This is a genomic window from Streptomyces sp. NPDC050636 (assembly GCF_040654775.1).
Classification (GTDB): domain Bacteria; phylum Actinomycetota; class Actinomycetes; order Streptomycetales; family Streptomycetaceae; genus Streptomyces.
In genome coordinates this window covers 113,266-138,164 of the sequence record NZ_JBFAIP010000011.1, presented here as the reverse complement: position 1 = coordinate 138,164, position 24,899 = coordinate 113,266, and the positions used below count along the sequence as shown (strand labels likewise).

Genomic DNA, 24,899 nt, shown 5'->3' with positions numbered 1-24,899 from the left:
ACCCGACAAAACCACGCCCGCCGCAGGCGCAACGGCGCGTAACCACCACGGCGGGACAGCCAAAGACGGCTCAGGCAAAGCGCAGCGAACCGGCGCGCAACCAAGACGGCCCAGGCAGAGCGCAGCGTCACGCCGAGCGCAGCACCTGCCGCTGGCGCCCCAGCCCGTCGATCTCCAGCTCCACGACATCGCCGGCCCGCAGATACGGCTTGGGCTCCGGCTGGCCCATGGCCACGCCGGCCGGGGTGCCGGTGTTGATGACATCGCCCGGGTACAGGGTCATGAACTGGCTGACGTAGCGGACCACTTCGGCCACCGGGAAGATCTGGTCGGCGGTCGTACCGTCCTGCTTCAGCTCGCCGTTGACCCACAGCCGTATGCCGAGGGCCTGTGGGTCGGGCACCTCGTCGGCGGTCACCAGCCAGGGGCCCAGCGGGTTGAACGTCTCGCAGTTCTTGCCCTTGTCCCACTGGCCGCCGCGCTCGATCTGGAAGGCGCGCTCGGAGACGTCGTGCGCCACCGTGTAGCCGGCGACCGCGGCCAGCGCCTGCTCGTCGGTCTCCAGGTAGCGGGCCGTACGGCCGATGACGACCGCCAGCTCCACCTCCCAGTCCGTCTTCACGCTGCCGCGCGGCACCAGCACCGTGTCATCGGGGCCGACGACCGTGTCCGGAGCCTTCATGAAGATGATCGGCTCCTCGGGGGTCGCGGCCCCCGTCTCGCGGGCGTGGTCGTGGTAGTTCAGCCCGATACAGACGACCTTGCCGATCCGGCCCACCGGCGGACCGGTGCGCAGTCCGGCGTCGTCGAGCTCCGGCAGCTCACCGGACGCGGCGGCGGCACGGATCCGCGCCAGCGCCTCGTCATCCGCGAGCAGCGGTCCGTCGATGTCCCGCACAAGGTCCGACAGGTCCCGCAGGACGCCGGCCTCGTCGAGGAGCGCCGGGCGTTCCACCCCCACCGTTCCGACACGCAGCAGCTTCATCGGTACAACTCCCGTGGTCGAAGGTCGGCCTGGAAGGGGCCTTCCGGGCCGGCCGATGGGGGACGGCCATCGAGCGATTTGGCCGATCGTCCAAGAACGAGGTCCAGTCCGCAAGACCTCGTTCACAGACTGGACCGTTACTGAGGGGTAGACCGGGATGTATCGGACGCGACCGCCCGCGCCCTTGTCCTGGCGGCCCGCTGCCGGGCGGCCCGGGACTGGTTCTTCAGCGAGCGCCGATGCAAGGAGGAGGGCTTCGGCCGGGGAGCATCGGCAGCGGCCTCTTGGGCCGGCGCCTCACCATCGACCGCGTCCGCCTCGCCCGCAGCCCTGGCCGCGACCTCGTCCGCCCCCTTGCCCTCAGCCTTCCCCTCCCGGTCCCGGTGCAGCAGCGCCCGCTCGCACGCCGTCCAGGTCGTCGTCGTCACCATGTAGAGCCCGGCCGCCAGCGGCACCACGGCCACGGTGATCAGCGTGCCGAACGACAGCAGCGGCATCAGCTTCGCCATTCCACCCATGCCGGGCAGCGCGCCATTACCGCCCGCGGCCGGTTTCGGGGCGGTGGCCATCGCGGCCCGCGCGCGCCGGTAGTTCCACGTGGCCACCGCCGCGATCAGGGCGAACAGCGCGAGATAGACCAGGCCGTGCCGCCCGAAGACCCCGCCCTCGGCGAGCGCCTCGACCCAGCGGCCGCCGAGCGGCGCGCCCAGCAGCGTGTGGTCGAGCAGGCCGCCGCCTCCGGTGGAGAACAGGTGGTACATGACGAAGAAGACGGGGAGCTGGAGCAGCGTGGGGAGACAGCCGGCCAGCGGCGAGGCGCCGGTCTTGGCGTACAGGTCGGTCATCGCCTTCTGGAGGCGCTCGGGGTGGTTCCTGTGCTTGCGCTGGAGCTCGGTGATCTGCGGGGCGAGGGCGGCGCGGGCCTTCTCGCCGCGGGCCGCGGCGCGGGCGAGGGGATGCAGTGCGGCGCGTACGCCGAGGGTGAAGAGGACGATGGCGACGGCCGTGGCCGCGGCGCCGAAGAGCGGGTCGATGGCCGCGGCGCCGTGCGCCAGCGCATCGCCGAGAAAGCCGAAAACGGACATGGGGTGAGCCCTCCACGGGTCTCGTCGTGCCGGATATGCCGGCACTGCCGGAGATGGCGCACCGGTGACGGTGGCGCCGGGGGAATCGGCGTGACGAGCCGCGCGGGGCGCAGCGGGACAGCGGAACGCGTGACAAGACCCTTGGGTCCCGTCAGTGGTGAACTACCGCACTGCCCGGCGCCTACGCGGCCGTCGGGAGGGGACGGCCCGGTGCTCGCGGGCGGGGGCGGCCCGCCGCGTCGGGATCGCGCTGTGGCAGGAACGCCGTACGCCGCTCGCGATCGCGGATGGCGGTGCGGATCCGGCCCGGCGGTACCGGGCGGGCGAAGGCCGCGATGAGGAAGGCACTGCACAGCAGCAGCACCGCGGCGGTGGCCGCGGCGGCCGTCAGAGCCGTCGTCAGACCGGTCTGGGCCAGCAGGAGTCCGGCGAGGAGGAAGAACAGCGCAGAGGTGTAGAGCCGCCAGGCATCGGCGATGCGGTACATCCGGCCCCCTCCGTCCGCGTGACCCAAGACGTGTCAATGACCCGTGACCAAGACTGTCGTCTTCCGCTCAAGAGTAGCCATAGTCCTGGGCAGACGGCAGACCGGCCGGTAACTTGCCCCTCCCTGCCGCTGGGACGGCGGCAATCGGGGGATCACCTAGGAGGTGCTGTGCGCGACATCAGCGTTCCGGCCCTGGCGGCGCCACTGCGGACCGGCGGTCTCGCCGACTCCGTCTTCGACACGGCCGAACGGCGCCCGGACTTCGCCCAGCTCGCCCGCCGCCACGCCGGGGAAGCCGGGTGGCGGGAGGTGTCCGCGGCGGAGTTCCGCGACGAGGTCATGGGGCTGGCCAGAGGGCTGCTGGCGGGCGGGGTCCGGCCGGGCACCCGGGTCGCCCTGATGTCCCGAACCCGCTACGAGTGGACGCTCTTCAGCTATGCCCTGTGGGCGGTCGGCGCGCAGCTGGTGCCCGTCTATCCGACCGCCTCCGCCGAGCAGCTGCGCAGCATTCTCGCCGGGGCACGGGTGGCCGCGATCGTCGTCGAGCACGAGGCGCAGGCGATGACCGTCGCCGCGGCCTGCGACGAGGGGTCCGGACTGCGGCGGATCTGGCAGCTGGACCGGGACTGTGTGCGCCGGCTGACCGAGGAGGGCACCCGGCTGGCCGACGCGAATGTGCACCGGCTGCGTCATGCGGTCGCCCCCAGCTCGATCGCCGCGATCGTCTACACATCGGGGACCACCGGACACCCCCGCGGCTGCGTGATCACACACGCCAACCTCGCCGCCGAGTGCGACACCCTGCACGCCGGCTGGGGCGAGCTGCTCTCCGGGCCCGGCGAGCGCCCGTCACTGCTGGCGTTCCTGCCGCTGGCGCATATCTACGGGCTGATGCTGCAAGTGGCCTGCATACGGGGCGGGGTGCTGCTCGGGCATCAGCCGGATCTGTCGCTGGACGCGCTGCTGCCGGCCCTCGCGTCATTCCGGCCGACGGTCGTGTTCGCGGTGCCGTATCTCTTCGAGAAGATCTGCGACCGTGCGCGCCGGGCGGCTGAACAGGCGGGCCGGCGGCGGATGTTCGACGCCGCGATGACGGTGGCGGTGCGGTACGCGGAGGCGCTCGCGAAGCAGGCGCAGGGCACCGGGTGCGGCCCCGATCCGTTCCTGCGGGCCCGGCACGCGGTCTACGACCGGCTGGTGTACTCCCGCATCCGGGAGCGGCTGGGCGGCCGGGTGCGTACCGCGGTCTCCGGCGGTTCGCCGCTGCGCCGGGAGCTGGGGCTGCTCTACGCCGGCGCCGGGATCACCGTCTATGACGGTTACGGCCTGACGGAGACCACCGGCGCGATCACCGTGCAGCCGCCGGGCCGGGTGCGGTTCGGGACGGTGGGCCGTCCGCTGCCGGGCAGCGCGGTGCATCTGGCGCTGGACGGTGAGGTGTGGGTGCGGGGCGCGGTGGTGTTCGCCGGGTATCTCGACGAGGACGGCAGGCCGGGCGGCGGGCTGTACGACGGCTGGCTGCCGACCGGTGACCTGGGGCGTCTGGACGAGGAGGGCTATCTGGTCATCACCGGCCGCAAGAAGGACATCATCATCACCAGCAGCGGCAAGAGCGTCGCTCCGCAGGCGCTGGAGGAGCGGCTGCACGCACATCCGCTGATCTCGCAGTGCGTGGTGATCGGCGACGACCGGCCGTATGTGACCGCGCTGATCACGCTGGATCCGGAGGCGCTGGCGCACTGGTGGCGACTGAACGGCGCGGACGGTGACGGTCGCGGTGACGGGCTGCGGGACGGCCGGGAGCCGTCGCCCGAGGAGCAGGTGCGGGCGGAGGTGCAACGCGCCGTGGCGCGCGCGAACAGCTCGGTGTCGCGGGCCGAGTCGATCCGTGCGTTCCGCATCCTGCCGGGCGAGTTCAGCCAGGAGGCCGGGCTGATGACGCCGTCGCTGAAGCTGCGGCGGGCGGCGATCGTCCGGGCGTACGCGGCGGAGATCGATGCGATGTACGCGCAGGGGGAACGCGATATCCGCGAGTCGCGCGCGGAGCGGCGCCGGGCGGCGGCCGCGGGACCGTACGCACGCTGAGCGGGCAGCCCGTAGCCATGCCGAGCAGCACCCGTACACGCGCCCTGGGCAGGTCCGCGCGCACACGGAAACAGGGGCGCGCCACGCGCCGGCCGGGCCCGCCGCCCGTCCTGCCGGGCCCGCTCGCGGCACCGTAGCAGTGTCGCGGCGGGCCCGGCCGTTATTTGTCCAGGGGTGAGGACCCGGGTCCACGGGCCCCGTGCGCGGCCTACCGTCCGGTGGCATTCCAGTCGGGACGAACCGGGAGGCCGTGTGCGGTCGATCGTCAGCAACTCCGCAATGTCCGGACGGACCATCGCCACCGGGCTGGTGGTCTGCGCGCTCGCGGCCACCCTCGCGGCGCTGCTGCTGCCGGTGCAGCTCTTCGGGGAGAACTCGGCGGTGGCCCAGAGCGCGCCGTCGTGGGACGACGATGGTGGTGGCACGGTGAACACCGAGTACGGCCCGCTGACCGCGATGGACCGGGACTTCGTGCGCAAGGTCAGGCTCGCCGGCCTGTGGGAACTGCCGGCCGGCCGGCAGGCGCAGGAGCGCGGCAGGAGCGCCGCGGTGAAGACCGCGGGCAACCATCTCGTCATGGGCCACACCGAGTTGGACCGGCGGGCCATCGAGGCCGCCCGGGCGCTGGGCATCCAGCTGGCCAATCAACCCTCCGACCAGCAGCAGGGCTGGCTGGCCCAGCTCAGCGCCGCCCAGGGCGACGAATTCGAACCACTGTTCGCGCAGTTGCTGCGCCGGGCGCACGGCAAGGTCTTCGGCCTGGTGGCGCTCGTACGGGCGCAGAGCGAGAACACGATGGTGCGGAGCCTGGCGACCCGTACCAACTCCGTCGTCCTGGACCACATCACCGTCCTGGAGAAGACCGGAAAAGTGGACTTCAGCACCCTCAACACCAGCTGAAATCCCGGGATTCCGGGATTCCGGACACGGCCAACCCTTCACACCGAACGACGACACCCCTCACATCGGACGAAGCGAAGTGATCTCATGAGGCAACGGCAACGACCAGGCCAACCGGGCTCGGCTCATAAACGCTCGCGTTTCACGAACAGAATGCTCGTCGCCGCGGCCGCCCTTCTGCTGGGCGGCGGCGGTCTGGCGGCGGTCGCCACCACCGCGCTGGCCGGCAACTCCGACCCGGACGCCACGGACGGCCAGCAGCACACCGCGGCCGCGATCACCGTCTCCTGCCCCGATGTGGGCGAGAAGCTGCGGGAGGTACCGAGTGGGGCCAAGCTTCAGGTCTCCAAGGGGCTGGCCGCCCTCGACCGCCAAGTGGCCGACGCCTACGGGCGGATGACGGACGGCGGCGGGAGCGAGGTGCTCAGCCGGCTGAAGCAGCGGCGTCAGTCGACCATCGAGACGATGGCGAACGCGATCGCCAAGGATTCCGCCGAACAGACCGGCTACCTGGCGAAGCTGGTCACCTGCACCACGAAGCCCACGGGGGAGAGCACGGGTACGGACTCCGTGAAGTCGACGAACGATCAGTATCCGTGGGAGCAACAACAGCAGGACCAGACCCAGGACCAGCAGCAAGACCAGCAGCAGGACCAGAACGACGGGCAGCAACAGGACCAGAACGACGGCGGGCAGCAGGGGCAGATCCAAGGCGGTCCCTTCCCGGACGACTTCGCCGACATCACCTCCGTCGAGCCGAACGCCGGCGATCCGCCGTTCGCCGCCCCCCAGGGCAACGGCGCCTCCACCGGCACCTTCACCACCGAGTGCGGCCGCAATGAGGACGGCCACTTCAACTCCGACAACGTCATCGTCACCCCGGGCGTCGGCAACGGCGCACACCACACCCATGACTACGTCGGCAACAAGGCCACCGACGCCTTCTCCAACGACCAAAAGCTCGCCCAGTCCGACACCACCTGCAACAACGGCGATCAGTCCTCCCACTACTGGCCGGTGCTGCGCCAGCTGGACGGGACCTCGGTGCACGCTCCGGGCGCCGGACACGACGGCAATGTCGGCTCGGTACTGCAACCGGCCTCGGTGACGCTGCAGTTCCGCGGCAGCCAGGCCGGGGCGGTCCAGCAGATGCCGCGCTTCCTGAAGATCATCACCGGCGACGCCAAGGCCTTCACCAACGGCACGGCCAACGCCAACGCCTCCTGGAGCTGCGTCGGCTTCGAGAACCGGCAGCTGAAGGACAAGTACCCGATCTGCCCCGACGGCGCCGACGTCGTCCGCACCTTCGCCTTCCAGAACTGCTGGGACGGCCGGAACATCGACAGCGCCAACCACCGTACGCATATGGCGTTCTCGGGCCAGGACGGCAGGTGCCCGAACGGCTTCACCGCGGTGCCGCAGCTGGTGCAGCGCATCACCTACGACGTCCCCCAGGGCCAGGGCTTCGCGGTGGACAGCTTCCCCGAGCAGCTGCACAAGCCGGTGACCGACCACGGCGACTTCATCAATGTGATGCCGGATGACCTGATGGCCGGGGCCGTCGACTGCATCAACGACGGGCGCAACTGCACCTGATGCCCCCTTGGGCCGGTCTCTCCCGGTGACCCCAGGGATCGTGCCGTCCGGAGGGCCGGCCACTGCGCCAGGCCGGGCCTCCGGACCGGTACGCGTACCCCGTACCCCGTACCCCGTGCCGAGAGGGTCCGTCCGCGGCGGTGGCGAAAACCCTCACTCCCCCGGGCGGTCCCGCCCGGTGCAGGAGTTCACCGGGCAGGACCTGTTTCCCTCACCGCGTTGCCGCGCGGCATCCTTCAGGGGAGCCGTCCCGGGAGGCTCCCCGTGGGACGGACCGGGCCGGGAGTGAGCCCGTCGGCTCAGGCGGAACACGTACTGTCCCTGCTCTCGGTTGTCCGGTCCGGGGAAGTCGTGCGGGCGGGGCGGCCGGTGCCAGGCCACGGCAGCCCTGCCCTGCCTGGCCTACGTCGCGGGAGGAGCGCCGTCCGCCGCCGCGTTGGTCAAATAGGCGGTGAACAACTGGAATCCCCTCATCTCAAAGCGCCTGTCCCCGGTCAGCCCGGCATGCTTGAGACACCACCCCTGCGCTTCATCGGCAGACGCGGTATCGACGCAGCACTCCCCGCAGTCCAGACATGCACCGACGAACCGCAGCGACACTTCCGAATCAGCCGCCAGCGTCCACTCAGCAAACCGGTAACGCGCCCTCACGCCCTCCCCTCCCAACGGTCCGAGCCATCGCCACCCACCGCCTGCACGGCGTCGATGCACTCGGCGAGACCACGCAGCACCTCCGCCAACTCCTCCTCGGACAGCTCATCCATCCACCCGGTACGGGCCTTGAGGTCCGCCCGCATCTGATCGAGCTGCCGGTACAACTCCCGATACCTGACATGCCGACACCACGCCTCCTCGGCCCAGTCACGCAACCGCGACCACACGCCCGCGCTCATGACCACGCCGCTTTCAGAGCGCGGGCAAGGTTCGCGGCGGTTCGGATGCCAACGCGGCCGCGATTGACCCGGATCTCTCCGTCGGCGGCGTCGCTGAACGTCAGCTCCGGGAACATCATCTCCGCGCCAGCCAGGGCAAGTTGCAAAGTGTGAAAGGCGTCCGCCGCCCGGCTGTCCGTTCGCGCTTCGGTCGTCATCGTCCCTCCCGCGTCGGGTGGGGGTGGTCGCGGATTTCGACGTTGTAGTCGGTCACCTTCGACTCGTCTCCGTTGGCGCGCGCCGCCGCGCGCTGGTCGGCCAGGGCGGCGCACACGTCGCACCCGGCAACCGCCATGGGCTCCGACGACGGTTCTCCCAGATGGGCGGGGCGGCAATTGCGGGGCATCACGCCGTCACCTCCACACCGTGAATCAGGCGCCGACCGGCATCGATGCCGTACGTCGCGAGGATCAGCGCGCGCCGCCGCTCACGTTGTGCCCGTCGTTCCTGCCGTTCCTCGGGGGTGAGGAGATACGGGCGGATCAGAGCAGTGTCCTCACCACGCAGCAGCCCCGAATGCCGGACCGTGACGCGGGGGAGCGCGAGCGTCGGCGCGTCCTCGCCGCGCACCATCGGTACGTGGATCAGGCGGCCGGAGGGTGTCACCGCGCGGGGCTCGCTGGTGGCGTACGTTTCGGCAGCCCGATGGCGGCCGAACGGCGGCAGTATCAGCCGCAACAGGGGTTCGAAGATCCGGGCGAGGGCGTCGGCGACAAGGTTTGGCGCAGCGCCAGCAAGAGCGCGAGTTCTGGCGAATCGACGTTGCCGTGGCAGGGGCATGGTGGAACACCGCCTTGATCCGGGGCTGCACGATCCCCGAACTGTATCGCTATTCACGAAAAGCAGCAAGATCTGCCGAGATGGCGATCGCGGCCCGGAAGTCGCTTACCGTGTAAGCGAAGGACGGAGATCACCTACCGCGCAGGAGGACGCCGTGGACACCAGCGAGTGGGTCAGTACCTCGATGCCATACCTGACACCGCGCCAGAAGGGGCAGTCCGACGCCTGGGGCGCGGAGACTGCCGCCCGTGGTCGCCGGGGTAGTCAACGCATCGTCCACGCCGGCGAGATCGCGGCGCCGTTCGAGATCGCGGAACTCCTGGGAATCGGCGAGGGCGAGGCCGTCGTCGTACGCCGCCGCGTCATGTATCTCGACGACCGGCCCTGCGAGTTGACCGACACCTACTACCCTGCCCACATCGCACGGGGGACCCGGCTGGCCGGGACCGCCAAGATTCCCGGCGGTGCGGTCTCGCTCCTCGCCGAGCTCGGACATGTCGGCGCCCGGGTCCGAGAAGACGTGATCGCCCGGCTGCCCAGCAACGAGGAATGCGACGCGCTGCGGACCGGCACGGACGAACCGGTGCTTCAGCTGACACGGGTCACGCTGGACGGCCACGACCAGCCGATCCAAGTCGACAGGATGGCAATGCCCGGACACCTTCAGCGGCTGCGCTACGAGATCAGGATCGGATGACCGTGCCGAGAACCGAAGACGACGCGTACGACCGGCGTTCCCTCCACGAACGGATCGCCGCGGACCTCCGCGACGAAATCATGAGCGGCGACCTGGCTCCAGGCGCCAACCTGCCCTCCACAGCGCAGCTCAAGGCACGGTTCGACGCGTCCAACGCCACAGTGCAGAAGGCGCTCCAACTCCTCAAGGACGAGCGCCTGGTCATCGGCCGGGCCGGGGCGGCGGTGACCGTCCGAGAACACCGCCAGCGCACCATGCGGCCCGCTGCCTTCATGTCACCGGCCGGTCCCGGGGAGCCGTACCGCTGGCTCACCGAGGCCGCGAAACATGGCGGGCAGACACGTAGCAAGCTGCTGGAGGTCACGGAGGCATTGCCGCCCGACGATGTCGCGGACGCCCTGAAGCTCGCGAACGGCGAGAAGGCACTGCTCCGCCGCCAGATCCTCGTGATCGACGACGAACCGGTCGAACTGGTCAAGTCCTACTACCGGCTGGACATCACCCGCGGCACCGCGATGACGGAACGCCGCAGGATCAAGGGCGGTACGCCGGCCCTCCTGGCCGAACTGGGATACCCACCCAGGCTCAGCATCGACCGGGTCTCCGCCCGGGTACCCACTCAAGAGCAGTACGAGGCCCTCCACCTCCCCAGCAACCTGCCCGTGCTTCGGACCCTGCGCGTCGTCTACAGCGACCACGAACGGCCCATCGAAGCCACCGTCATGGTCAAAGCCGGCCATCTCTATGAACTCCAATACGAGTTCACGCCGGAGTGAGGCCCGCCCCTTCCCGGGGGGACAGAGATCCGTTGACGCGCCACGAGTGCCCCTGGCTCAGTCCTGAAGTCAGTCCGGCGCCAGAACACGGACGCGACAGCCAGCCCGATGGTCACCGCCGCAGCGACCGTTGAGTGGCGGGGTGCCATGCCCTAAGGGGCAATGGCACACCTGGCACGTACAACGTGGCCGCATCGGCCGGGAGTCCAGCCGTATCCGCAGGACTCCCGGCCGATGCGGCCTATCCACAGGACTCCCGTCCTGTCCACAGAGCTCCCGCCGTCTCAGCAGGCCGCCCAGCTACCGGACGCCGGACTCCCTCCGGCGCCTCATAGGCCATTCACCCGCGCCTCCCTGGCCATGCCCAATGGTCGGATGGTGGAGGCAACGGCCCGGGCACGGCGGCCCGCACGGGCGCGGTAACTGCGTACATGTGCCATCAACCGGCGGCTGCGGAGTGCCATTTCCAGTTCGAAGCGGGTTCGGGGGTCGCGGAGTGCCGGGCCGAAGAGTTTCTCGATCTGGCGCAGGCGGTAGCGCACCGTCTGCGGGTGGACATGGAGGAGTTTGGCGGCTTCGGGTGCGCCGCCTCCCTCCAACCAGGCCAGCAGCGTGACTTCGAGGCGTTCGCTCTGGCGGGGCGTCAGTTCATCCAGCGGGCCGAGCCAGCGGGACGTCAGCGCGTCCGCCAGCGACTCGTCCTGCAGCAGTAAAAGAGCGGAGAGGTGGTCGTCGACGAACGCGGGGCGCGTTTCGGGGCCGACCCTGCTGGGGCCGAGTGAGAGGAGATAGCGCGCCCAACGCAGCGAGGAGGCAGCCTCGGTCGCGGGTACGACGTGGCCGACGGCTGCCATCCGGCCCTTGAGCGCCGCCTCCAGCCGGGCCTTGGTCTGGGTGGCCGGGTCGGGGACGAACAGACAGGTGTCACCGTCGATGCTGCCGATCAGGGCATGGCCGAGGGCGGCGGCCAGTTGGGGTGCCTCGGCGGGGGAGGCGAGGACGACGGCCTGGAGGGTGTCCGGGACCGGCCAGCCGGCCGCGCGGGCCAGCTCGGTCAGGCCGCCCTCGGGGACGCCCCGTTGTCCGGCGAGCGCGTCGAACAGGTCCTGGCGGGCCCGTGCGACGGGCATCGGAGTGACGACGGATGTTACGGCGGGTCGTTTGGTCTCCGATGTCTTTTGATACCCGAGACATGTCAGGAGGGCCTGTTCCAGGGCCCATTGCGCCTCTTCCACGGGGGTATCTCCGAGAAGTGCCGCCATTTGCGGAAATCCGCGTTGCAACTCCTCGACCACCTTCTCTGCAAGGCCCGGGATTTCCTTTCTCACTTCCCGGGTCCACTCGCCTCGGGGGCGCGACCAGATGCGGTTCAGGAGATCACACATCGCTACCTCGATCCTGGCGGGGATGCGGCTGGGGCAGGGCTTGTACGGCCCCTGCGCCTGAGTCGGCATCATCCGGAGTCACCCTGCGCGACCGCGACGCCGGTGCAGGAATTTGTCACAGCGCGCTAAACCTTAGGAAATTCTGAGAGCGTTCGGAGATGCTTTTGCTCATCCGGATTACGGCCCTGAGTAAACACCTGGTCACAGAATGTGGAGTGTTACCGGGGGTCACATGAACAAATGCCGCGGCGCAAATACCGCCGCTGGGAGATTTCATCGAAATTCGGTTCCCGCACCCGTGCCCCCACCGGGAGGTTCGATGTCCGCACCTCGTTTGCAGAGCCGCGCCGCGCACCGCGCCCGGCCCTCGCCACGCCCGCCTCGCCCCCGGCGCCCTCCGCACGAACCCGGCACGCCGCCGGACAAGGCGCAGGGCGGCGGCTTCGCCCGAACCACCTTGCTGCGCCCGGCACTTCCGGCGGCGCTGCTGCTCTTTCTCGCCGTCACCCTGAACTCCGGCGCGATGAACACCACTGTGGCCTTCCTGGACTTCGGCGCCGGAGTGCTGGCGCTGGTCTCGTTGTCCGTCACGGTGCTGTGGGGCCTGGCGGCCACCGACCGGATGGTGCTGCACACGGGCCACCGGCTGCTCGCCCAGGCCGTGCACCGCGGCACCGGCATCGCCGGGCTCGGCTTCCTCGGCCTGCACATCTGGGTGAAGGTCGCCGAGGGGCACACCGGCGCCCTGTCCGCCGCGGTGCCGTTCACCGACGGCGCCCGCCCGGTGCTCATCGGCCTCGGCACGCTCGCCGCGTATGTGTTCCTCGCCGTCGCGGTGACCGGCGCGGTACGCGGCGCGTTCGCCGGCAACACCGCCTCCCGCTGGTGGCGGGCGCTGCACATGAGCGCGTACGTCGCCTGGGCGCTGGCCCTGGTCCATGGCCTCAAGGCCGGGCGTGAGGCGGCCGGTTGGGCGCTTACCGGATATGCGATCTGTCTTGTCGCGGTGGCCGTACGGCTGGTGCTGCGGCTGCGTATGCCGGGGTGGTCGGTGAGGTCGGTGTGGTCGGCGCGATCACGCGGGACGGGTGAGCCGCTGCCGCGGCGCGGGGCGAGACAGCCACTGTGGTCGCGCGGGGCGGGTGAGCCGCGGACGCCGCGCGGCCGGCGCCGTGAGCCAGGGGAGCGCCGATGACCGCACCGGCCCCCACCCGCCCGCTGCCGGCCGTCCCCGCGCCCGAGCCCGTGCCGACCTTGGCGTCCCTGGGCGCGCCGCGGCTGCTGGCCGGCCTCGACGCGATGCCGCGCCTGGACCGGGTCGCGCATCTGGCACAGCACGATTCCACGCCCCGGCTGACCGCTCAGGAGCTGATCGCGCTCGCCGAGGACACCGATCTGCGCGGCCGCGGCGGCGCGGGCTTCCCGTTCGCCCGCAAGCTGACCGCCGTCCTGGACGGCATGCGGCGCTCCGACGGCAAGGCGGCGGTGGTCGTCAACGGCAGCGAGGGCGAGCCCAGTTGCCTCAAGGACACCGCGCTGCTGCTGCACGTACCGCATCTGGTGCTGGACGGCGCCCTGCTGGCCGCCGAGGCGCTCGGCGCCCAGGAGGTCGCGATCGGGGTGACCCGCGAGGACGTGGCGGACTCGGTACGCCGTGCCATCGGCGAACGCGGCCCGACACGTCGGACGTTAAGGGTCACCCTACTGACCGAACGGTTCGTCACCGGCGAGGGCACCGCGCTCACCAACGGCCTGGGCGGCGGCCCGGGGCTGCCCTCCGGCCGCAAGGTCCGCTCCAGCGAACGCGGCCTGAACGGTGTGCCGACCCTGCTGTCCAACACCGAGACCTACGCCCAACTCGCCCTGGCCGCACGGATGGGCGCCCTCGGCTACCGCACGGCGGGGCTGCCCACCGAGCCCGGCACGCTGCTGCTGACCGTCGCCGGCAGCCGGGTGGTGGAGGCCCCGTACGGCATCCCGCTCACCCAGGTCCTCGCCCTGTGCGGGACCGACCCCGGGCAGGGCGTACTGATCGGCGGCTACCACGGCACGTTCGTGTCCCCGGCCGATGCGCGGACCGCGAGGCTGTCCCGTGACGCGCTGGCCGAGTACGGTGCGGTGCTCGGCGCCGGGGCGGTGCTGCCGCTGCCGTACGACACCTGCGTCGCGGGCGAGACGGTACGGGTCGCCCGCTGGATGGCCGGCGAGTCCGCCGGCCAGTGCGGCCCCTGCGTCCTGGGCCTGCCGGCCCTCGCCGATGTCCTCGCCGACGCCGTTCGGGGCGGCGGTGACACCGCGCTGGACGCGGTCCGCGCCCGTATGGACGCGGTGCGCGGACGCGGCGCCTGCAGCCACCCGGACGGCACCGCGCGCTTCGTCGCCTCGGCCCTCGCCGCCTTCCCCGAGGAGTTCGAACGCCATGCGCGCGGGTTCGGGTGCGGCCGCCCGGTGACCGGGGCCCTGCCGGTCACCGGGCAACTGCCGGCCACGCCACCGCCTGCCGCTCGCCCGCCGGCACCGAAGCCTGAACGGCTGCTGGTCGACTGGACGCTGTGCCGCGGCCACGGCCTGTGCGCGGATGTGGTGCCCGGCGTCGTACGACTCGGCCCGGACGGCTATCCGGAGGAGGCCAACATGGCGCTCCCGGCCCGGATGCGGCGCCGGGCGCAACTCGCGGTGCGCCGCTGCCCAGCGCTGGCGCTGCGCATCCAGGGCGCCAACTGACGCCGGGCGGATGGCCTTTCGTGCCCCGTGACAAGTTTCCCGGCGGCTGAACGCGCACATCCCGCGGCCCGTATTCCACCCACAACAGCACGAGAGAGCGCAGAGAGCAGGAGACAGCGCGGGCCAAGAGCACCCGGTCGAGCACTCGGCCAAGAGCACTCGGCCGAAGAACCTCCGACAACGACAACCCGACGAGAGCAACCGGCAAACACCCTCCACAGCACTCGGCAACGCCACCCACAGAGGAGCACTCATGATCACTCGACGTCGTGCGGGACTCGCGGCCGCGGCGGTCGCCACCCTGGCGCTGACCGCCGCCTGCGGCAGCAGCGGCAACCAGAGCGCCGGCACCCCGACCACCGACACCGTCCAGCCCGCGGGCCAGGGCACCAGCGACTACGACTACGGCTCCTCCGGCTCCGGCGGGGGCGACGGCGGCCAGGCGGGCGGCGGGGAGGGCAAGGGGGCGAAGGCCGGGCCCGCGGCGGGCAAACTCGCGCTGTCGCAGGCCCCCGAGCTCGGCCCGGTCGTCACCGACGCCAAGGGGATGACGCTCTACCGCTTCGACAAGGACGTCCCTGACCCGGCCAAGTCCAACTGCTCCGGCGCCTGCGCCACCACCTGGCCGCCGGTCCCCGCCAACGGCGCCACCGCCCCCGCCGGCATCGCCAAGAGCGACCTGGGCTCGGTCACCCGCGCCGACGGCGTCAAGCAGCTCACCATCGGCGGCTGGCCCGCCTACCGCTACATCAAGGACACCAAGGCCGGCGACACCAACGGCCATGGCGTCGGCGGCACCTGGAACGCGCTGGCCGCCGACGGCAAGAAGGCCGGCGCCCAAAAGCCCGGCGATGTGTCGGTGTTCAACCAGCCCGAGCTCGGCGAGCTCCTCGTCGACGGCCAGGGGCGGACGCTCTACCGCTTCAACAAGGACAGCGCCTGGCCGATGAAGTTCGCCTGCAACGACGCCTGCCTGGACACCTGGAAGCCCGCCAAGCCCGCCGACCGCTCCCAGCTCACCGGTATCCCCGAGAAGCTGATCACCACCGTCACCCGCCCGGACGGCATCCGGCAGCTGGCCGTCGACTGCTGGCCGGTCTACTGGTTCACCGGCGACAAGCAGCCCGGTGACATCAACGGCCAGGGCAAGGACGGCCTGTGGTTCGCGGTCTCCAAGGACGGCAAGAAGATCACGGCTACGCCGGAGGGCTGACCGTCTCGGCCCGCGCGGCGTCCCCCCGGGGGAACTCGTCGTCCAGCGCCAGCACCTCGGCGTCCGGCCGGTCGTCCGCGGCCCGCGGCCCCAGCCAGGTGACCGCGAGCGCCACCGCCACATTGACGGCGAGCCCGACGATCCCCGCGTTCATCCCCCAGACCGGGTCGTGACCGCTGAACACCAGCACACAGACGAGCACGAAACCCGCGACCAGGCCGCTCACCGCGGCGTGCAGCGTCAGCCGCCGCCACACCAACCCCAGCAGCAGCATCGGCACGAGCTGCGCCATGCCCTCGTACGAGATCAGCGACAGCCGGACGAGGGTGTTGGGGGCGGTGTAGGTCAGCAGCAGCGCCAGCGCCCCTGCCACCACCACGACCAACTGCGACCACAGCTTCTGGCGATTGGCCAGCCTGGGGATCGCGCCCAGTACGCTCCTCCCCCACATCGTGCCGATGACCAGCATGAACACGGCCATCGGCACGATGGAGGAGAGGGCCGCGGCCACCCCGGTCAGGCCCACCGCCCAGGCCGGAAGGGAGTCCACCACCAGCTTGAACAGCGCGAGATTGGAGTCCGCACCGGCCAGCCCCGGCACCACGAACACCGCCGCGAGACCCAGCAGCATCGGCACGAACAACAGCACGTTGTAGAACGGGAGGTACATGGCATTACGCCGCAGCGCGTCGGCATTGCGGGCGCCGAGATAGCCCGCCACGGTCGTCGGAAAGATCACCACAGTCAGGGAGTTGATGAGGGTGGTGGTGATGAACCAGCCCTGGCCCAGGCCCCCCGAGCCGTGCCCCGGGAAGGTCAGCCACTGCGGCTTCTCGGCGACGATCCGGTCCAGGAAGGGCCCGTAGCCGCCGAAGTAGTGCAGCGGCACGTACACCGCGAGGAAGGCGAGGGTGCCGATGACGAGGATGTCCTTGAGCACCGAGACCCAGGCGCTGCCGCGCAGTCCGCTGATCACCACGAAGCCGGTGGTGACCGCGAAGGCCAGGAAATAGGCCCAGTTGAGGCTGATCGCGCCGTAGGAGATGGTGGAGACGACCACGCCCATGCCGGTGATCTGCAGCTGGATGTACGGCAGCAGGCAGACGGTGGCGAGGATGGCGACGGCGGCGCCGAGCCAGGGCCGCCCGTAGCGGTGCGCGACCATGTCGGTGATGCCGACCAGGCCGTGCCGGCGGGCGTAGGCCCACAGCATCGGGCCGACGACGTAGCCGATCGCATAGCCGCAGGACATGTAGGCCAGGACGTAGAGCACCGGGGCGCCGGAGTTGTAGCCCCAGCCGGCCGCGCCGAGATAGCTGAAGCTCGTATAGCTCTCACCGGCCATCAGCACCCAGATGAAGGCGGTGCCCAGGCTGCGGCCGCCCACCGACCACTCCGTCAGCCCGCCCCCGGAGCCCCGGCCGCGTACCGCGAGCAGGCCGAGGACGACGGTCAGCACCATGAAGGCGGCGAAAACGGAGGTGGAGACGGTGGCGTTCATGCGCAGCCCCGCTTGAGGTCGCCGCGCCGGGCCAGCCACACCGACACCGGCGTCAGCAGGGTCGCCAGCAGCATCCAGAAGAACAGGAACGGCAGACCGCACACGGTCGGCGTCACCTTGTTCACCAGGGGCAGCGCCGCCAGGAACAGCACGTAGGGCAACAGCAGCCACAGCAGCGCGGGGCGCTTTCGGGAGCCCGGGGATCGACCGCCGGAGGTCTGGTTTCGCACGTGGCAAGAGCCTAGACGAGTGCCTCCCAGGCGACCGCGGAGGTGTCCCACCGCGACCGTGCCGGCCGTCTCAGCGTGACTGCGTCGACCGCAACACCCCCCACACCACCAGCCGGTACGTGGACGAATACGCCGGCGTACAGGTCGTCAGCGTCAGATACGCACCGGGCGCGGTGAAGCGGTGGGCGGGGTGCACACTGCTGAACGGGACCTCGGCGAGGACGGTCCCGTCGCCGGGCGTGGTCTGCGGCAGGGTGCGCCGGATGACGTACGTGTAGCGGGCCTCGGCGGTGTCGATCGTGACGGTGTCGCCGGGCCGGAGCCGGTCGAGGTGGCGGAACGGCTCGCCGTGGGTGTTGCGGTGCCCGGCCAGCGCGGCGTTGCCGGCGCCGCCCGGCTGAGCGGTGTGCGGGTAGTGCCCGACATAACCCTTGTTGAGGACCGCGGACTTGCCGACGCCCTGGGCGATGGGCGCGGTGACGCCGATCCGCGGGATGCGCAGCACCGCGTACGCCAGGTCCTGCGGCGGCTGGGAGCCCGCACGCCCCGGTGGCGCAACGGCCGGAGCGCTCCGACCGCCCTTCTGCCGCTCACGATCGTCACCGGGCGCCGGGGTCACGGCAGGCCGCTCCGGCCGGGCGCCCCGCTCTCCCCACTGCCGCTCCAGCCGGGCGACCTGGTCCCGCGCGTCGTCCCGCGCCTGACGGTTCGTCCACCACAGCTGGTGGACGACGAGCAGCAGCAGTACGACGCCGAGTGTCACGGCCAGCTCCGCACCGGCCCACAGCACCCGCGCAGCCGCTGAGCGGCGAGTGCGCCGCCCCTGCACGACTACCGGTATCCACTCCGTCCGCTCCCGCACGCGGGCACCGTAAACCCTGCGGGCGCAGGCCACCAGAGGCAGTCGGCACGGCTCACGCCCTGTTCCCTGGCGGGATGTCAGCCGCCCAATGCCCGCGACACGGTGTAGATGCACAGTCCGGCCAGCGCGCCGACGACCGTGCCGTTGATCCGGATGAACTGCAGGTCGCGGCCGATGTGCGCCTCGATCTTCTTCGAGGTGTGCTCGGCGTCCCAGCCGGCGATGGTGTCGGTGATCAGGGAGGTGATCTCGCCCTGATACGTCGTCACCACGTACACGGCCGCGCCCTCCAGCCAGCCGTCCACCTTGCCCTGCAGCCGCCCGTCGACGGACATCCGCTGCCCCAGGGAGAGCAGCGAGGACCGCACCCGCAGCCGCAGTTCGCTGCGCTCGTCCTCGGCGGCGGCCACGATCATGGCGCGGACCGAGCCCCAGGCGGAGGCGATCAGGTCCTGCACCTCACCGCGGCCCAGGACCTCGGACTTCAGCCGCTCGACCTTGGCCCTGGTCTCCGGGTCGGACTGCATATCGCCGGCGAAGTCCTTGAGGAAGCGGTCGACGGCGCCGCGTGCCGGATGCTCGGGCATGTCCCGCATCTCGGTGACGAACCGCAGCAGTTCCTTGTAGACCCGGTCGCCCACCTTGCGGTCGACGAACCGCGGGGTCCATCCGGGCGCGCCGCCGGAGACCGCCGCCATGACCGAGTCGCCGTGCTCGACGAGCCAGTCGTGGGCGCGGGAGCACACCAGGTCCACCACCCGTGTGTGGCCGCCCTCGGAGACGACCTTCTCCAGCAGCGCGCCGATGCCGGGCGCGATTTCCTGGGCGTCCGCGCGGCGGGTGATGGCCTCGCCCACGACGGCCTGGACGTCGGAGTCGCGCAGCACGGTCAGGGCGCCGCGCAGCGCGGTGGAGAGTTCGGCGGTGACCCGGTCGGCGTTCCTGGGCTCGGCGAGCCAGCCGCCGAGCCGTTTGCCGATGCCGACGGAGCGCAGCCGGAGGCGGACGACCTCGCCGGAGAGAAAATTTTCCCCGACGAAGTCACCCAGACTCTGCCCCAATTGATCCTTTTTGGTAGGAATGATGGCAGTGTGCGGGATCGGCAGTCCCATCGGCCGCTTGAACAGGGCGGTGACGGCGAACCAGTCGGCCAGCGCACCGACCATGCCGGCCTCCGCGGCCGCCGCGACAAAACCCGTCCAACCACCAGCACCGGAGGATGCCGCCCATTTCGCCAGCACATAGACCACCGCTACGGCCAGCAGCAGGCCGGTGGCCAGCGTCTTCATCCGCCGTACGGCGCGCTGCTTCTCCTCGTCGAGGGCGCTGTAGCCGAAACCTCCGGCCGCCGCGGCCCGGCCGGCGGCCACCGCTGCCGGCGCCGCATCCGCATTCGTGCGTTCCATCCGCTCCACCGTTCCCACCGTGCCCCGTCATCCGTACGGCCGTATGCCGCGCCACGCGTCCGCCCGCCGGTCGGGCCGTATGTCCAACTGTGACCTACTCCCGGAACGAACCACGAGTTCCCGGCGTCCACGTCAGGGAGGCATCGCCCAGGGCGCCGGGCGGCCTCCAGGGGGTCCGTGGGATCATGAAGCACCGATCGGACCGCAATGGTGCCGCTGATCACTCGCTGCCCTTGCCCACTGTCCGGAGCATGCCGCTCCGCCTGCCCCAGGAGACCTTTCCCGCATGAACAAAAGTGTGGGTTACGCCCTGCTCGCCGGTCTGGCGGCAGTGGTGGTGCTGATCTCGACCGCGATATTCGTCGGCTTCGGCGGAGAGAACAGCGGGCCGGGCAGAGCCTCGCACAAGCCGCGCGACCCCGCGGCCCCGGCGATCTCCGGACAGTGGGTCGGCACCTGGTCAGCGGCCGCGGCGGCCGCCGAGCCGGGCACCCTGGACGGCTACGCGGGCATGTCGATACGCAATGTCGTGCACACCAGCGTCGGCGGCTCCGGCGCCCGCATCCAGCTCTCCAACCTCTACGGCACCCGCCCGCTGCCCGTCAGCCACGCCTCACTGGCCCTGGCCGCCGCCCCCAGCAACCCGACCGCCGCGGCCGGCACCATGCGCCGGCTGTCCTTCGGCGGCCGCCCCGCGGTGACCATCCCGGCCGGCGGCGCGGTCACCAGCGACCCCGTCCGGCTCAACGTCCCGCACGACGCGGACCTCCTGGTCACCACCTACTCCCCGTCCCCCTCCGGCCCGGCCACCTACCACCCGTATGCCCGTCAGACCTCCTACCTGGCGCGCGGCGACCGGACCGAGGACACCACCGGCGCCGCCTACACCGAACAGAGCCCCTACTGGCGCTATCTGACCGGCGTGGACGTGTGGAGCACCAAGGCGCACGGCACGGTCGTCGCCATAGGCGACTCCATCACCGACGGCATCACCTCCACCGCGGGCGCCAACCACCGCTGGACGGACTTCCTCGCCGCCCGGCTGCGCGACGAACCCGGCGCGCCCCGCTACGGCGTCCTCAACCAGGGCATCAGCGGCAACCGCCTGCTCGTCAACGGCAGCCGCTTCTCGCCCAACAACGGGCCCAGCGTGCTGTCCCGGCTGGACCGCGACGTGCTGTCCCGTACGGGTGTGAAGGCCGTCATCGTCGAGGTCGGCCTGAACGACCTCTTCAAGTCCCCGCGCCAGCTCGACCCGGAGAAGATCGTCGCGGGTATGCGGCAGATCGTCCGCGAGGCGCACGCCCGCGGCCTGCGCGTCACCGGCAGCACCCTTACTCCGTTCGGCGGCCACCGCGGCTACTCCGACCAGCTGAACTCGGTACGCGAGCAGGTCAACCGCATCATCCGCGCCGGCACGGTCTACGACCAGGTCGTGGACTTCGACAAGGCGCTGCGCGACCCGGTGGCGCCGGTGCGGCTGCTGCCCGCCTACGACTCCGGTGACCATCTCCACCCGAGCGACGCGGGCAACCAGGCGATGGCGAACGCGCTGAACCTGGACGATCTCAAGCGGACGGCGCCGGCCGAGCTCTGAGGCGGGCCGCCGGCGGAATCCGCGTCAGCCCAGCTCCTTGCGCGGCTTCTCGTCCAGCGACTCCTGCCGCTGCCGCTCCGCACGCTCCGCCTTCAACCGCAGCCGCTCCGCCTTGCTCTCCTTGCGCTTGGTGCCCACACCACCCCACAGGGCGAAGCCGGTGACCTTCACCAGGGGGGCGCCCGCATCGCCGGTGCCGTCCTCGGTGCGGTCGAAGTCACCCATCAGGCCGAAGCCGGTGATCTGCACCCGAACGCCGGGCGGCACCACGACGTCCACCCCGCCCATCACCGCGACACAGCGAACGGTGATCTCGGGAGCCTCGAACTGCGCCTCCCGCAGATCGACCTTGCCGCCGCCCTGGAACGTGACCGCCGTGAACGTGCGCGGCGCGGTCCATCGCCCCTTGCGCAGGAACCCGCTCCACATCGAGAAGGCCCCACGCGAGGTGGCGGTGCCGCCGATCCGGTCGGACCAGCGATCCGGCACCCCCGCCGCCGCGGGCCACCCGCCCGCCGCCGAATCCCCGGACGCAGCAGGCAGATCAGCGGTGAGCGGAGCCAACTCCCCGTACGTACGGGCCTGGTACGCCGCGTCCAGCCGCTCCTCGAACTCCTCCATGGCGAGCCGCCCCTCCGCGAGGGCGTCCCGCAGGATCTCGGCCACCCGCTCACGGTCGGCGTCGGAGGCGCGCAACTGGGGGAGTTTGTCAGTCATACGCCACAGATTAGGGCCTGTCCGGTGGATCAGGGTCGGGGTGTGAATCGGGGCCCGAATCACCCCCTCGCGTACAGCTTCGCGATCACATCCTCGATGTCCGGCTCCCGCACCGACAGATCCACCAGCGGATAGCGCTCGGCGACCGCCGCCACCAGGGGTGCCGCGCTCCGCGCCGCCGGAAACGCCAGCCACTGCCGCGGCCCCTCCACCTTGACCGTACGGGCCCCCGGTACCCCCTCGATCGGCGGCAGCTCCCGCTCCAGGTCCACCACCAGCGTCCGCTCGCCGTCACCGGCCGCCCGCAGCCCGGCGAGCCCCCCGTCGTACATCAGACGGCCATGGTCGATGACCATCACCCGGCGGCACAGCTGCTCGATATCGGTCAGATCGTGGGTGGTGAGCAGGACCGTGGTGCCCCGCTCGGCGTTCACCTCGCGCAGGAACTCCCGCACCTTCGCCTTGCTGATCACATCCAGGCCGATGGTCGGCTCGTCCAGATAGAGCACCTCCGGATCGTGCAGCAGCGCCGCCGCGATATCGCCGCGCATCCGCTGCCCCAACGACAGCTGCCGCACCGGCACGTCCAGCAGCGGCCCCAGGTCCAACAGCTCGACGCAACGCGCCAGATTGGCGCGGTAGACGGCGTCCGGGACCCGGTACATCCGCCGCACCAGCTCGTACGAGTCCCTCAGCGGCAGGTCCCACCACAACGTGGTGCGCTGCCCGAACACCACCCCGATCCGGCGGGCCAGCCGGGTCCGCTCCCGCGCCGGGTCGATGCCGGCGACCCGCAGCCGGCCGCTGCTGGGCACCAGAATGCCCGTCAGCATCTTGATCGTGGTGGACTTGCCGGCACCGTTCGGCCCGATGTAGCCGACCATCTCGCCGCGCGGCACCCGGAAGCTGATGCCGTCCACGGCCCGCACCTCGCCCTTGACCCTGCGCAGCCGGCCGGCCTTGCGCCGTACCGCGAAGACCTTCTCCACGCCGTCGACCTCGATCAGCCGCTCCGCCGCGGCAACGTCACCGCTCACCCCGCGTCTCCTTCCAAGTCTGGTCCTTGATGTTCCGTCAGCCGGCCGTCAGCTTCCGGTGCTGCGGTACGCCCGCACGCCGCACCGCCACGCCAGCCCGGCGCCCGCGCACATCAGCGCGGCCACCGCGGGCCCCATGAAGTCCACCCAGCCCGGCAGCCCCAGGGGGTCCGGACGGCCCAGCAGACGCAGCGCGGGCAGCCAGTTCACAAAAGCCAGCGGGACGAGGAAGGTGACCCCGCGCACCAGGTCCTCGGCGAACACCGTCGGCGGGTACTGGAGCATGGTGGTGCCGCCGTAGGTGAAGGAGTTCTGCACCTCGGCCGCGTCCTGCGCCCAGAACTGGAACGCGGCCCCCGCAGTGAACACCGCCGCGAAGATGGCCGCGCCGCACACCACCATCAGCGGCACCATCAGCATCCGGCCCGCCGTCCAGTCCACGTCCAGCCGGGACACCGACCAGCCGAGGACCAGCAGGCCCTGGGTGATCCGGCCCAGCCGGCGCAGCGCGAAGCGGTCCGCGGCGACCTGCGCGAAGACCGGTACGGGACGCAGCAGCAGGGTGTCGAGAGTGCCGTCGCGGACCCGGCGGCCGAGCCGGTCCATGCTGCCGAACAGCAGATCCGCCAGCCCCAGCGAGACACTGGACGTGCCGTAGAGAAACGCGACTTCGGGCAGCGAGAACCCACCAAGGGCATCGATCTGCGAGAACATCAACATGATCGCGACGAAGTCCAGGGCACTGGCCGCGAAGTTGCCGACCGCCATCATCACGAACGACGTCCGGTAGGCGAGGGTGGAGCGCACCCACATCCGCACGATCAGCCCGTACGCGCGCACACCCTGCGCCACCGCCGTCAGCCGGCCGCCGCCTGCCGCGAACCTAACCACCGTGCACCACCACCTTGCGGGTGGCGGCGTTCTGCACCAGCCGCCCCAACGCCAGCAGCGCCACACCCCACACCGCCTGGAACGCCAGCCCTCGCAGCAGCGAGCCACCGGTCCGCGCACCGAGCAGCACATCGGCCGGCACCTGAAGCATTGCGGCCCACGGCAACAGCTGGGCAAGCTCGCCGAAACCGCCGGGGAAGACCCGCAGCGGCAGCACCATCCCCGAGAAGAACATGCAGGCCAGCCCGCTGACCAGGGCCAGCCCCGAGCCGTCCAGCAGCCAGAAGCACGCCAGTGCGACGAGATAGCGCAGCGCGAAGCTGACCACCACCCCCAGCGTCGCGGACAGCAGAAAACAGCCCCAGGTCAGCGCGTCGGCCGGGAGTGTCAGAGGGAAGAACAGGGAGCCCACCGCCATCGGCGCCACCCCGCGCCCGATCAGCATCAGCGCCGCCCGCCCCAGATCCGCGGACAGCCACCACAGTTGGAGGTCGGCGGGCCGGTAGAGGTCCACGGCGATATCACCGGACCGGATCCGCTCCTGGAGCTCGTCCACACTGCCGACGAGCAGCGCCATGGCCGCCAGCAGCGACTGTCCGATCCAGACGAACGTCAGCGCCTGCGCCTGGTCGTAGCCGCCCAGATGCGGCCGCTCGTCCCAGAGGGCGAGGTAGGTGTAGGCGACGATGAAGCCGAAGACGGTATTGGTGAAGACACCCGCCACCGTGGCCATCCGATAGGTCGCGTACCGCCGGAAGCTGCCGGCCGCCACTGCCGCGTACAGCACGTCCGCGCTCCTCCAAAGCCCTGCGTCGTGGGACGGCAAAGCACCGGAGCCTAGCTGCGGGGACTCGGAGGGCACTACCGGTTTATCACCGGTCCGGGTGAGTCATGCACGCCATTCGGCCGGTCACGGGGCGGTCACAGGTGCGCGCCACCCCTCTTGACTGGGACGCATGATGCGACAGTTTCTGACCGGGTGGCAGTTCCTGTTCAGGAGCGGGGAATAAAGC

Annotated in this window: 25 protein-coding genes; 9 read left to right on the top strand and 16 right to left on the bottom strand. The window is 70.9% G+C overall.

What is annotated here, in order from left to right; translation table 11 throughout:
• Nucleotides 1-127: 127 nt before the first annotated feature.
• The 3 genes from AB0I10_RS13265 to AB0I10_RS13255 all read right to left on the bottom strand — a co-directional run bounded on the left by AB0I10_RS13265 (nt 128) and on the right by AB0I10_RS13255 (nt 2,557).
• Nucleotides 128-985 carry a fumarylacetoacetate hydrolase family protein gene (locus AB0I10_RS13265; protein WP_363152523.1) on the bottom strand — a complete coding sequence of 286 codons (858 nt, stop codon included), beginning with the start codon at nt 983-985 and terminating at the stop codon, nt 128-130.
• Nucleotides 986-1,122: 137 nt separating this feature from the next.
• Complete coding sequence (locus tag AB0I10_RS13260) at nt 1,123-2,070, bottom strand: YidC/Oxa1 family membrane protein insertase (RefSeq protein WP_363152522.1); 948 nt, start codon at nt 2,068-2,070, stop codon at nt 1,123-1,125.
• Between the two features lie 181 nt (nt 2,071-2,251).
• A complete protein-coding gene (locus AB0I10_RS13255) occupies nt 2,252-2,557 on the bottom strand; it encodes a DUF6412 domain-containing protein (protein ID WP_363152521.1) in 306 nt (101 codons plus the stop codon).
• Between the two features lie 168 nt (nt 2,558-2,725).
• On the opposite strand from AB0I10_RS13255, the gene AB0I10_RS13250 reads away from it, so the two are divergent.
• The 3 genes from AB0I10_RS13250 to AB0I10_RS13240 all read left to right on the top strand — a co-directional run bounded on the left by AB0I10_RS13250 (nt 2,726) and on the right by AB0I10_RS13240 (nt 7,138).
• Nucleotides 2,726-4,642 carry an AMP-dependent synthetase/ligase gene (locus AB0I10_RS13250; RefSeq protein WP_363152520.1) on the top strand — a complete coding sequence of 639 codons (1,917 nt, stop codon included), beginning with the start codon at nt 2,726-2,728 and terminating at the stop codon, nt 4,640-4,642.
• Between the two features lie 279 nt (nt 4,643-4,921).
• Nucleotides 4,922-5,542 (top strand): DUF4142 domain-containing protein, encoded by a 621-nt coding sequence (locus tag AB0I10_RS13245; protein ID WP_363152519.1) that lies wholly within the window; start codon nt 4,922-4,924, stop codon nt 5,540-5,542.
• 153 nt (nt 5,543-5,695) lie between these two features.
• The gene (locus tag AB0I10_RS13240) at nt 5,696-7,138 is read left to right on the top strand and encodes a DUF1996 domain-containing protein (RefSeq protein ID WP_363152518.1); all 1,443 of its coding nucleotides are present in this window, start codon (nt 5,696-5,698) and stop codon (nt 7,136-7,138) included.
• Nucleotides 7,139-7,785: 647 nt separating this feature from the next.
• On the opposite strand, the gene AB0I10_RS13235 is transcribed toward AB0I10_RS13240, so the two are convergent.
• From AB0I10_RS13235 to AB0I10_RS13220, 4 genes are read right to left on the bottom strand one after another with little or no spacing between them, the layout of a single operon-like run.
• Nucleotides 7,786-8,031, bottom strand: a complete 246-nt coding sequence (locus AB0I10_RS13235; RefSeq protein WP_363152517.1) for a hypothetical protein — start codon at nt 8,029-8,031, stop codon at nt 7,786-7,788.
• The gene (locus tag AB0I10_RS13230) at nt 8,028-8,228 is read right to left on the bottom strand and encodes a hypothetical protein (protein ID WP_363152516.1); all 201 of its coding nucleotides are present in this window, start codon (nt 8,226-8,228) and stop codon (nt 8,028-8,030) included. The genes AB0I10_RS13235 and AB0I10_RS13230 overlap by 4 nt, the downstream gene beginning before the upstream one ends.
• On the bottom strand, nt 8,225-8,416 hold the full coding sequence (locus tag AB0I10_RS13225) for a hypothetical protein (protein ID WP_363152514.1): 192 nt from the start codon (nt 8,414-8,416) through the stop codon (nt 8,225-8,227). Before AB0I10_RS13225 ends, AB0I10_RS13230 begins: the two co-directional genes overlap by 4 nt.
• On the bottom strand, nt 8,416-8,748 hold the full coding sequence (locus AB0I10_RS13220) for a hypothetical protein (RefSeq protein WP_363152513.1): 333 nt from the start codon (nt 8,746-8,748) through the stop codon (nt 8,416-8,418). Before AB0I10_RS13220 ends, AB0I10_RS13225 begins: the two co-directional genes overlap by 1 nt.
• Before the next feature lie 256 nt (nt 8,749-9,004).
• On the opposite strand from AB0I10_RS13220, the gene AB0I10_RS13215 reads away from it, so the two are divergent.
• A complete protein-coding gene (locus AB0I10_RS13215) occupies nt 9,005-9,547 on the top strand; it encodes a UTRA domain-containing protein (protein WP_363152512.1) in 543 nt (180 codons plus the stop codon).
• Nucleotides 9,544-10,323 carry a GntR family transcriptional regulator gene (locus AB0I10_RS13210; RefSeq protein ID WP_363152511.1) on the top strand — a complete coding sequence of 260 codons (780 nt, stop codon included), beginning with the start codon at nt 9,544-9,546 and terminating at the stop codon, nt 10,321-10,323. The genes AB0I10_RS13215 and AB0I10_RS13210 overlap by 4 nt, the downstream gene beginning before the upstream one ends.
• Before the next feature lie 329 nt (nt 10,324-10,652).
• Here the strand turns inward: AB0I10_RS13210 and AB0I10_RS13205 are convergent, their stop codons facing one another.
• Nucleotides 10,653-11,453 carry a helix-turn-helix domain-containing protein gene (locus AB0I10_RS13205; protein WP_363152510.1) on the bottom strand — a complete coding sequence of 267 codons (801 nt, stop codon included), beginning with the start codon at nt 11,451-11,453 and terminating at the stop codon, nt 10,653-10,655.
• Between the two features lie 574 nt (nt 11,454-12,027).
• Here AB0I10_RS13205 and AB0I10_RS13200 point away from each other — a divergent pair.
• The 3 genes from AB0I10_RS13200 to AB0I10_RS13190 all read left to right on the top strand — a co-directional run bounded on the left by AB0I10_RS13200 (nt 12,028) and on the right by AB0I10_RS13190 (nt 15,645).
• Entirely contained in the window at nt 12,028-12,903 is an 876-nt protein-coding gene (locus AB0I10_RS13200) for a hypothetical protein (protein ID WP_363152509.1), read from the top strand.
• A complete protein-coding gene (locus tag AB0I10_RS13195) occupies nt 12,900-14,432 on the top strand; it encodes an NADH-ubiquinone oxidoreductase-F iron-sulfur binding region domain-containing protein (RefSeq protein ID WP_363152507.1) in 1,533 nt (510 codons plus the stop codon). The genes AB0I10_RS13200 and AB0I10_RS13195 overlap by 4 nt, the downstream gene beginning before the upstream one ends.
• 253 nt (nt 14,433-14,685) lie before the next feature.
• The gene (locus AB0I10_RS13190; RefSeq protein ID WP_363152506.1) at nt 14,686-15,645 is read left to right on the top strand and encodes an SCO0930 family lipoprotein; all 960 of its coding nucleotides are present in this window, start codon (nt 14,686-14,688) and stop codon (nt 15,643-15,645) included.
• Here the strand turns inward: AB0I10_RS13190 and AB0I10_RS13185 are convergent.
• From AB0I10_RS13185 to AB0I10_RS13170, 4 genes are all read right to left on the bottom strand, one after another.
• On the bottom strand, nt 15,629-17,146 hold the full coding sequence (locus AB0I10_RS13185) for a sodium:solute symporter family protein (protein ID WP_363152505.1): 1,518 nt from the start codon (nt 17,144-17,146) through the stop codon (nt 15,629-15,631). The two genes, AB0I10_RS13190 and AB0I10_RS13185, sit on opposite strands and share 17 nt — an antisense overlap.
• Nucleotides 17,143-17,376 carry a DUF3311 domain-containing protein gene (locus AB0I10_RS13180; protein ID WP_363152504.1) on the bottom strand — a complete coding sequence of 78 codons (234 nt, stop codon included), beginning with the start codon at nt 17,374-17,376 and terminating at the stop codon, nt 17,143-17,145. Before AB0I10_RS13180 ends, AB0I10_RS13185 begins: the two co-directional genes overlap by 4 nt.
• 70 nt (nt 17,377-17,446) lie before the next feature.
• Nucleotides 17,447-18,166 carry a class E sortase gene (locus AB0I10_RS13175; RefSeq protein WP_363152533.1) on the bottom strand — a complete coding sequence of 240 codons (720 nt, stop codon included), beginning with the start codon at nt 18,164-18,166 and terminating at the stop codon, nt 17,447-17,449.
• Nucleotides 18,167-18,315: 149 nt separating this feature from the next.
• A complete protein-coding gene (locus AB0I10_RS13170) occupies nt 18,316-19,644 on the bottom strand; it encodes a DUF445 domain-containing protein (protein ID WP_363152503.1) in 1,329 nt (442 codons plus the stop codon).
• 286 nt (nt 19,645-19,930) lie between these two features.
• Between AB0I10_RS13170 and AB0I10_RS13165 the strand changes: the two genes are divergently transcribed.
• A complete protein-coding gene (locus tag AB0I10_RS13165) occupies nt 19,931-21,241 on the top strand; it encodes an SGNH/GDSL hydrolase family protein (RefSeq protein ID WP_363152502.1) in 1,311 nt (436 codons plus the stop codon).
• A gap of 24 nt (nt 21,242-21,265) precedes the next feature.
• On the opposite strand, the gene AB0I10_RS13160 is transcribed toward AB0I10_RS13165, so the two are convergent.
• The 4 genes from AB0I10_RS13160 to AB0I10_RS13145 form a co-directional block, all read right to left on the bottom strand.
• A complete protein-coding gene (locus tag AB0I10_RS13160) occupies nt 21,266-21,958 on the bottom strand; it encodes a DUF1707 domain-containing protein (protein ID WP_363152501.1) in 693 nt (230 codons plus the stop codon).
• Nucleotides 21,959-22,017: 59 nt separating this feature from the next.
• Nucleotides 22,018-22,995, bottom strand: a complete 978-nt coding sequence (locus AB0I10_RS13155) for an ATP-binding cassette domain-containing protein (protein ID WP_363152500.1) — start codon at nt 22,993-22,995, stop codon at nt 22,018-22,020.
• A gap of 48 nt (nt 22,996-23,043) precedes the next feature.
• Nucleotides 23,044-23,808, bottom strand: coding sequence for an ABC transporter permease (locus AB0I10_RS13150; protein WP_363152532.1), 765 nt, complete (start codon nt 23,806-23,808; stop codon nt 23,044-23,046).
• A gap of 70 nt (nt 23,809-23,878) precedes the next feature.
• Nucleotides 23,879-24,673 (bottom strand): ABC-2 family transporter protein, encoded by a 795-nt coding sequence (locus AB0I10_RS13145; protein WP_363152499.1) that lies wholly within the window; start codon nt 24,671-24,673, stop codon nt 23,879-23,881.
• Nucleotides 24,674-24,899 lie beyond the last annotated feature (226 nt).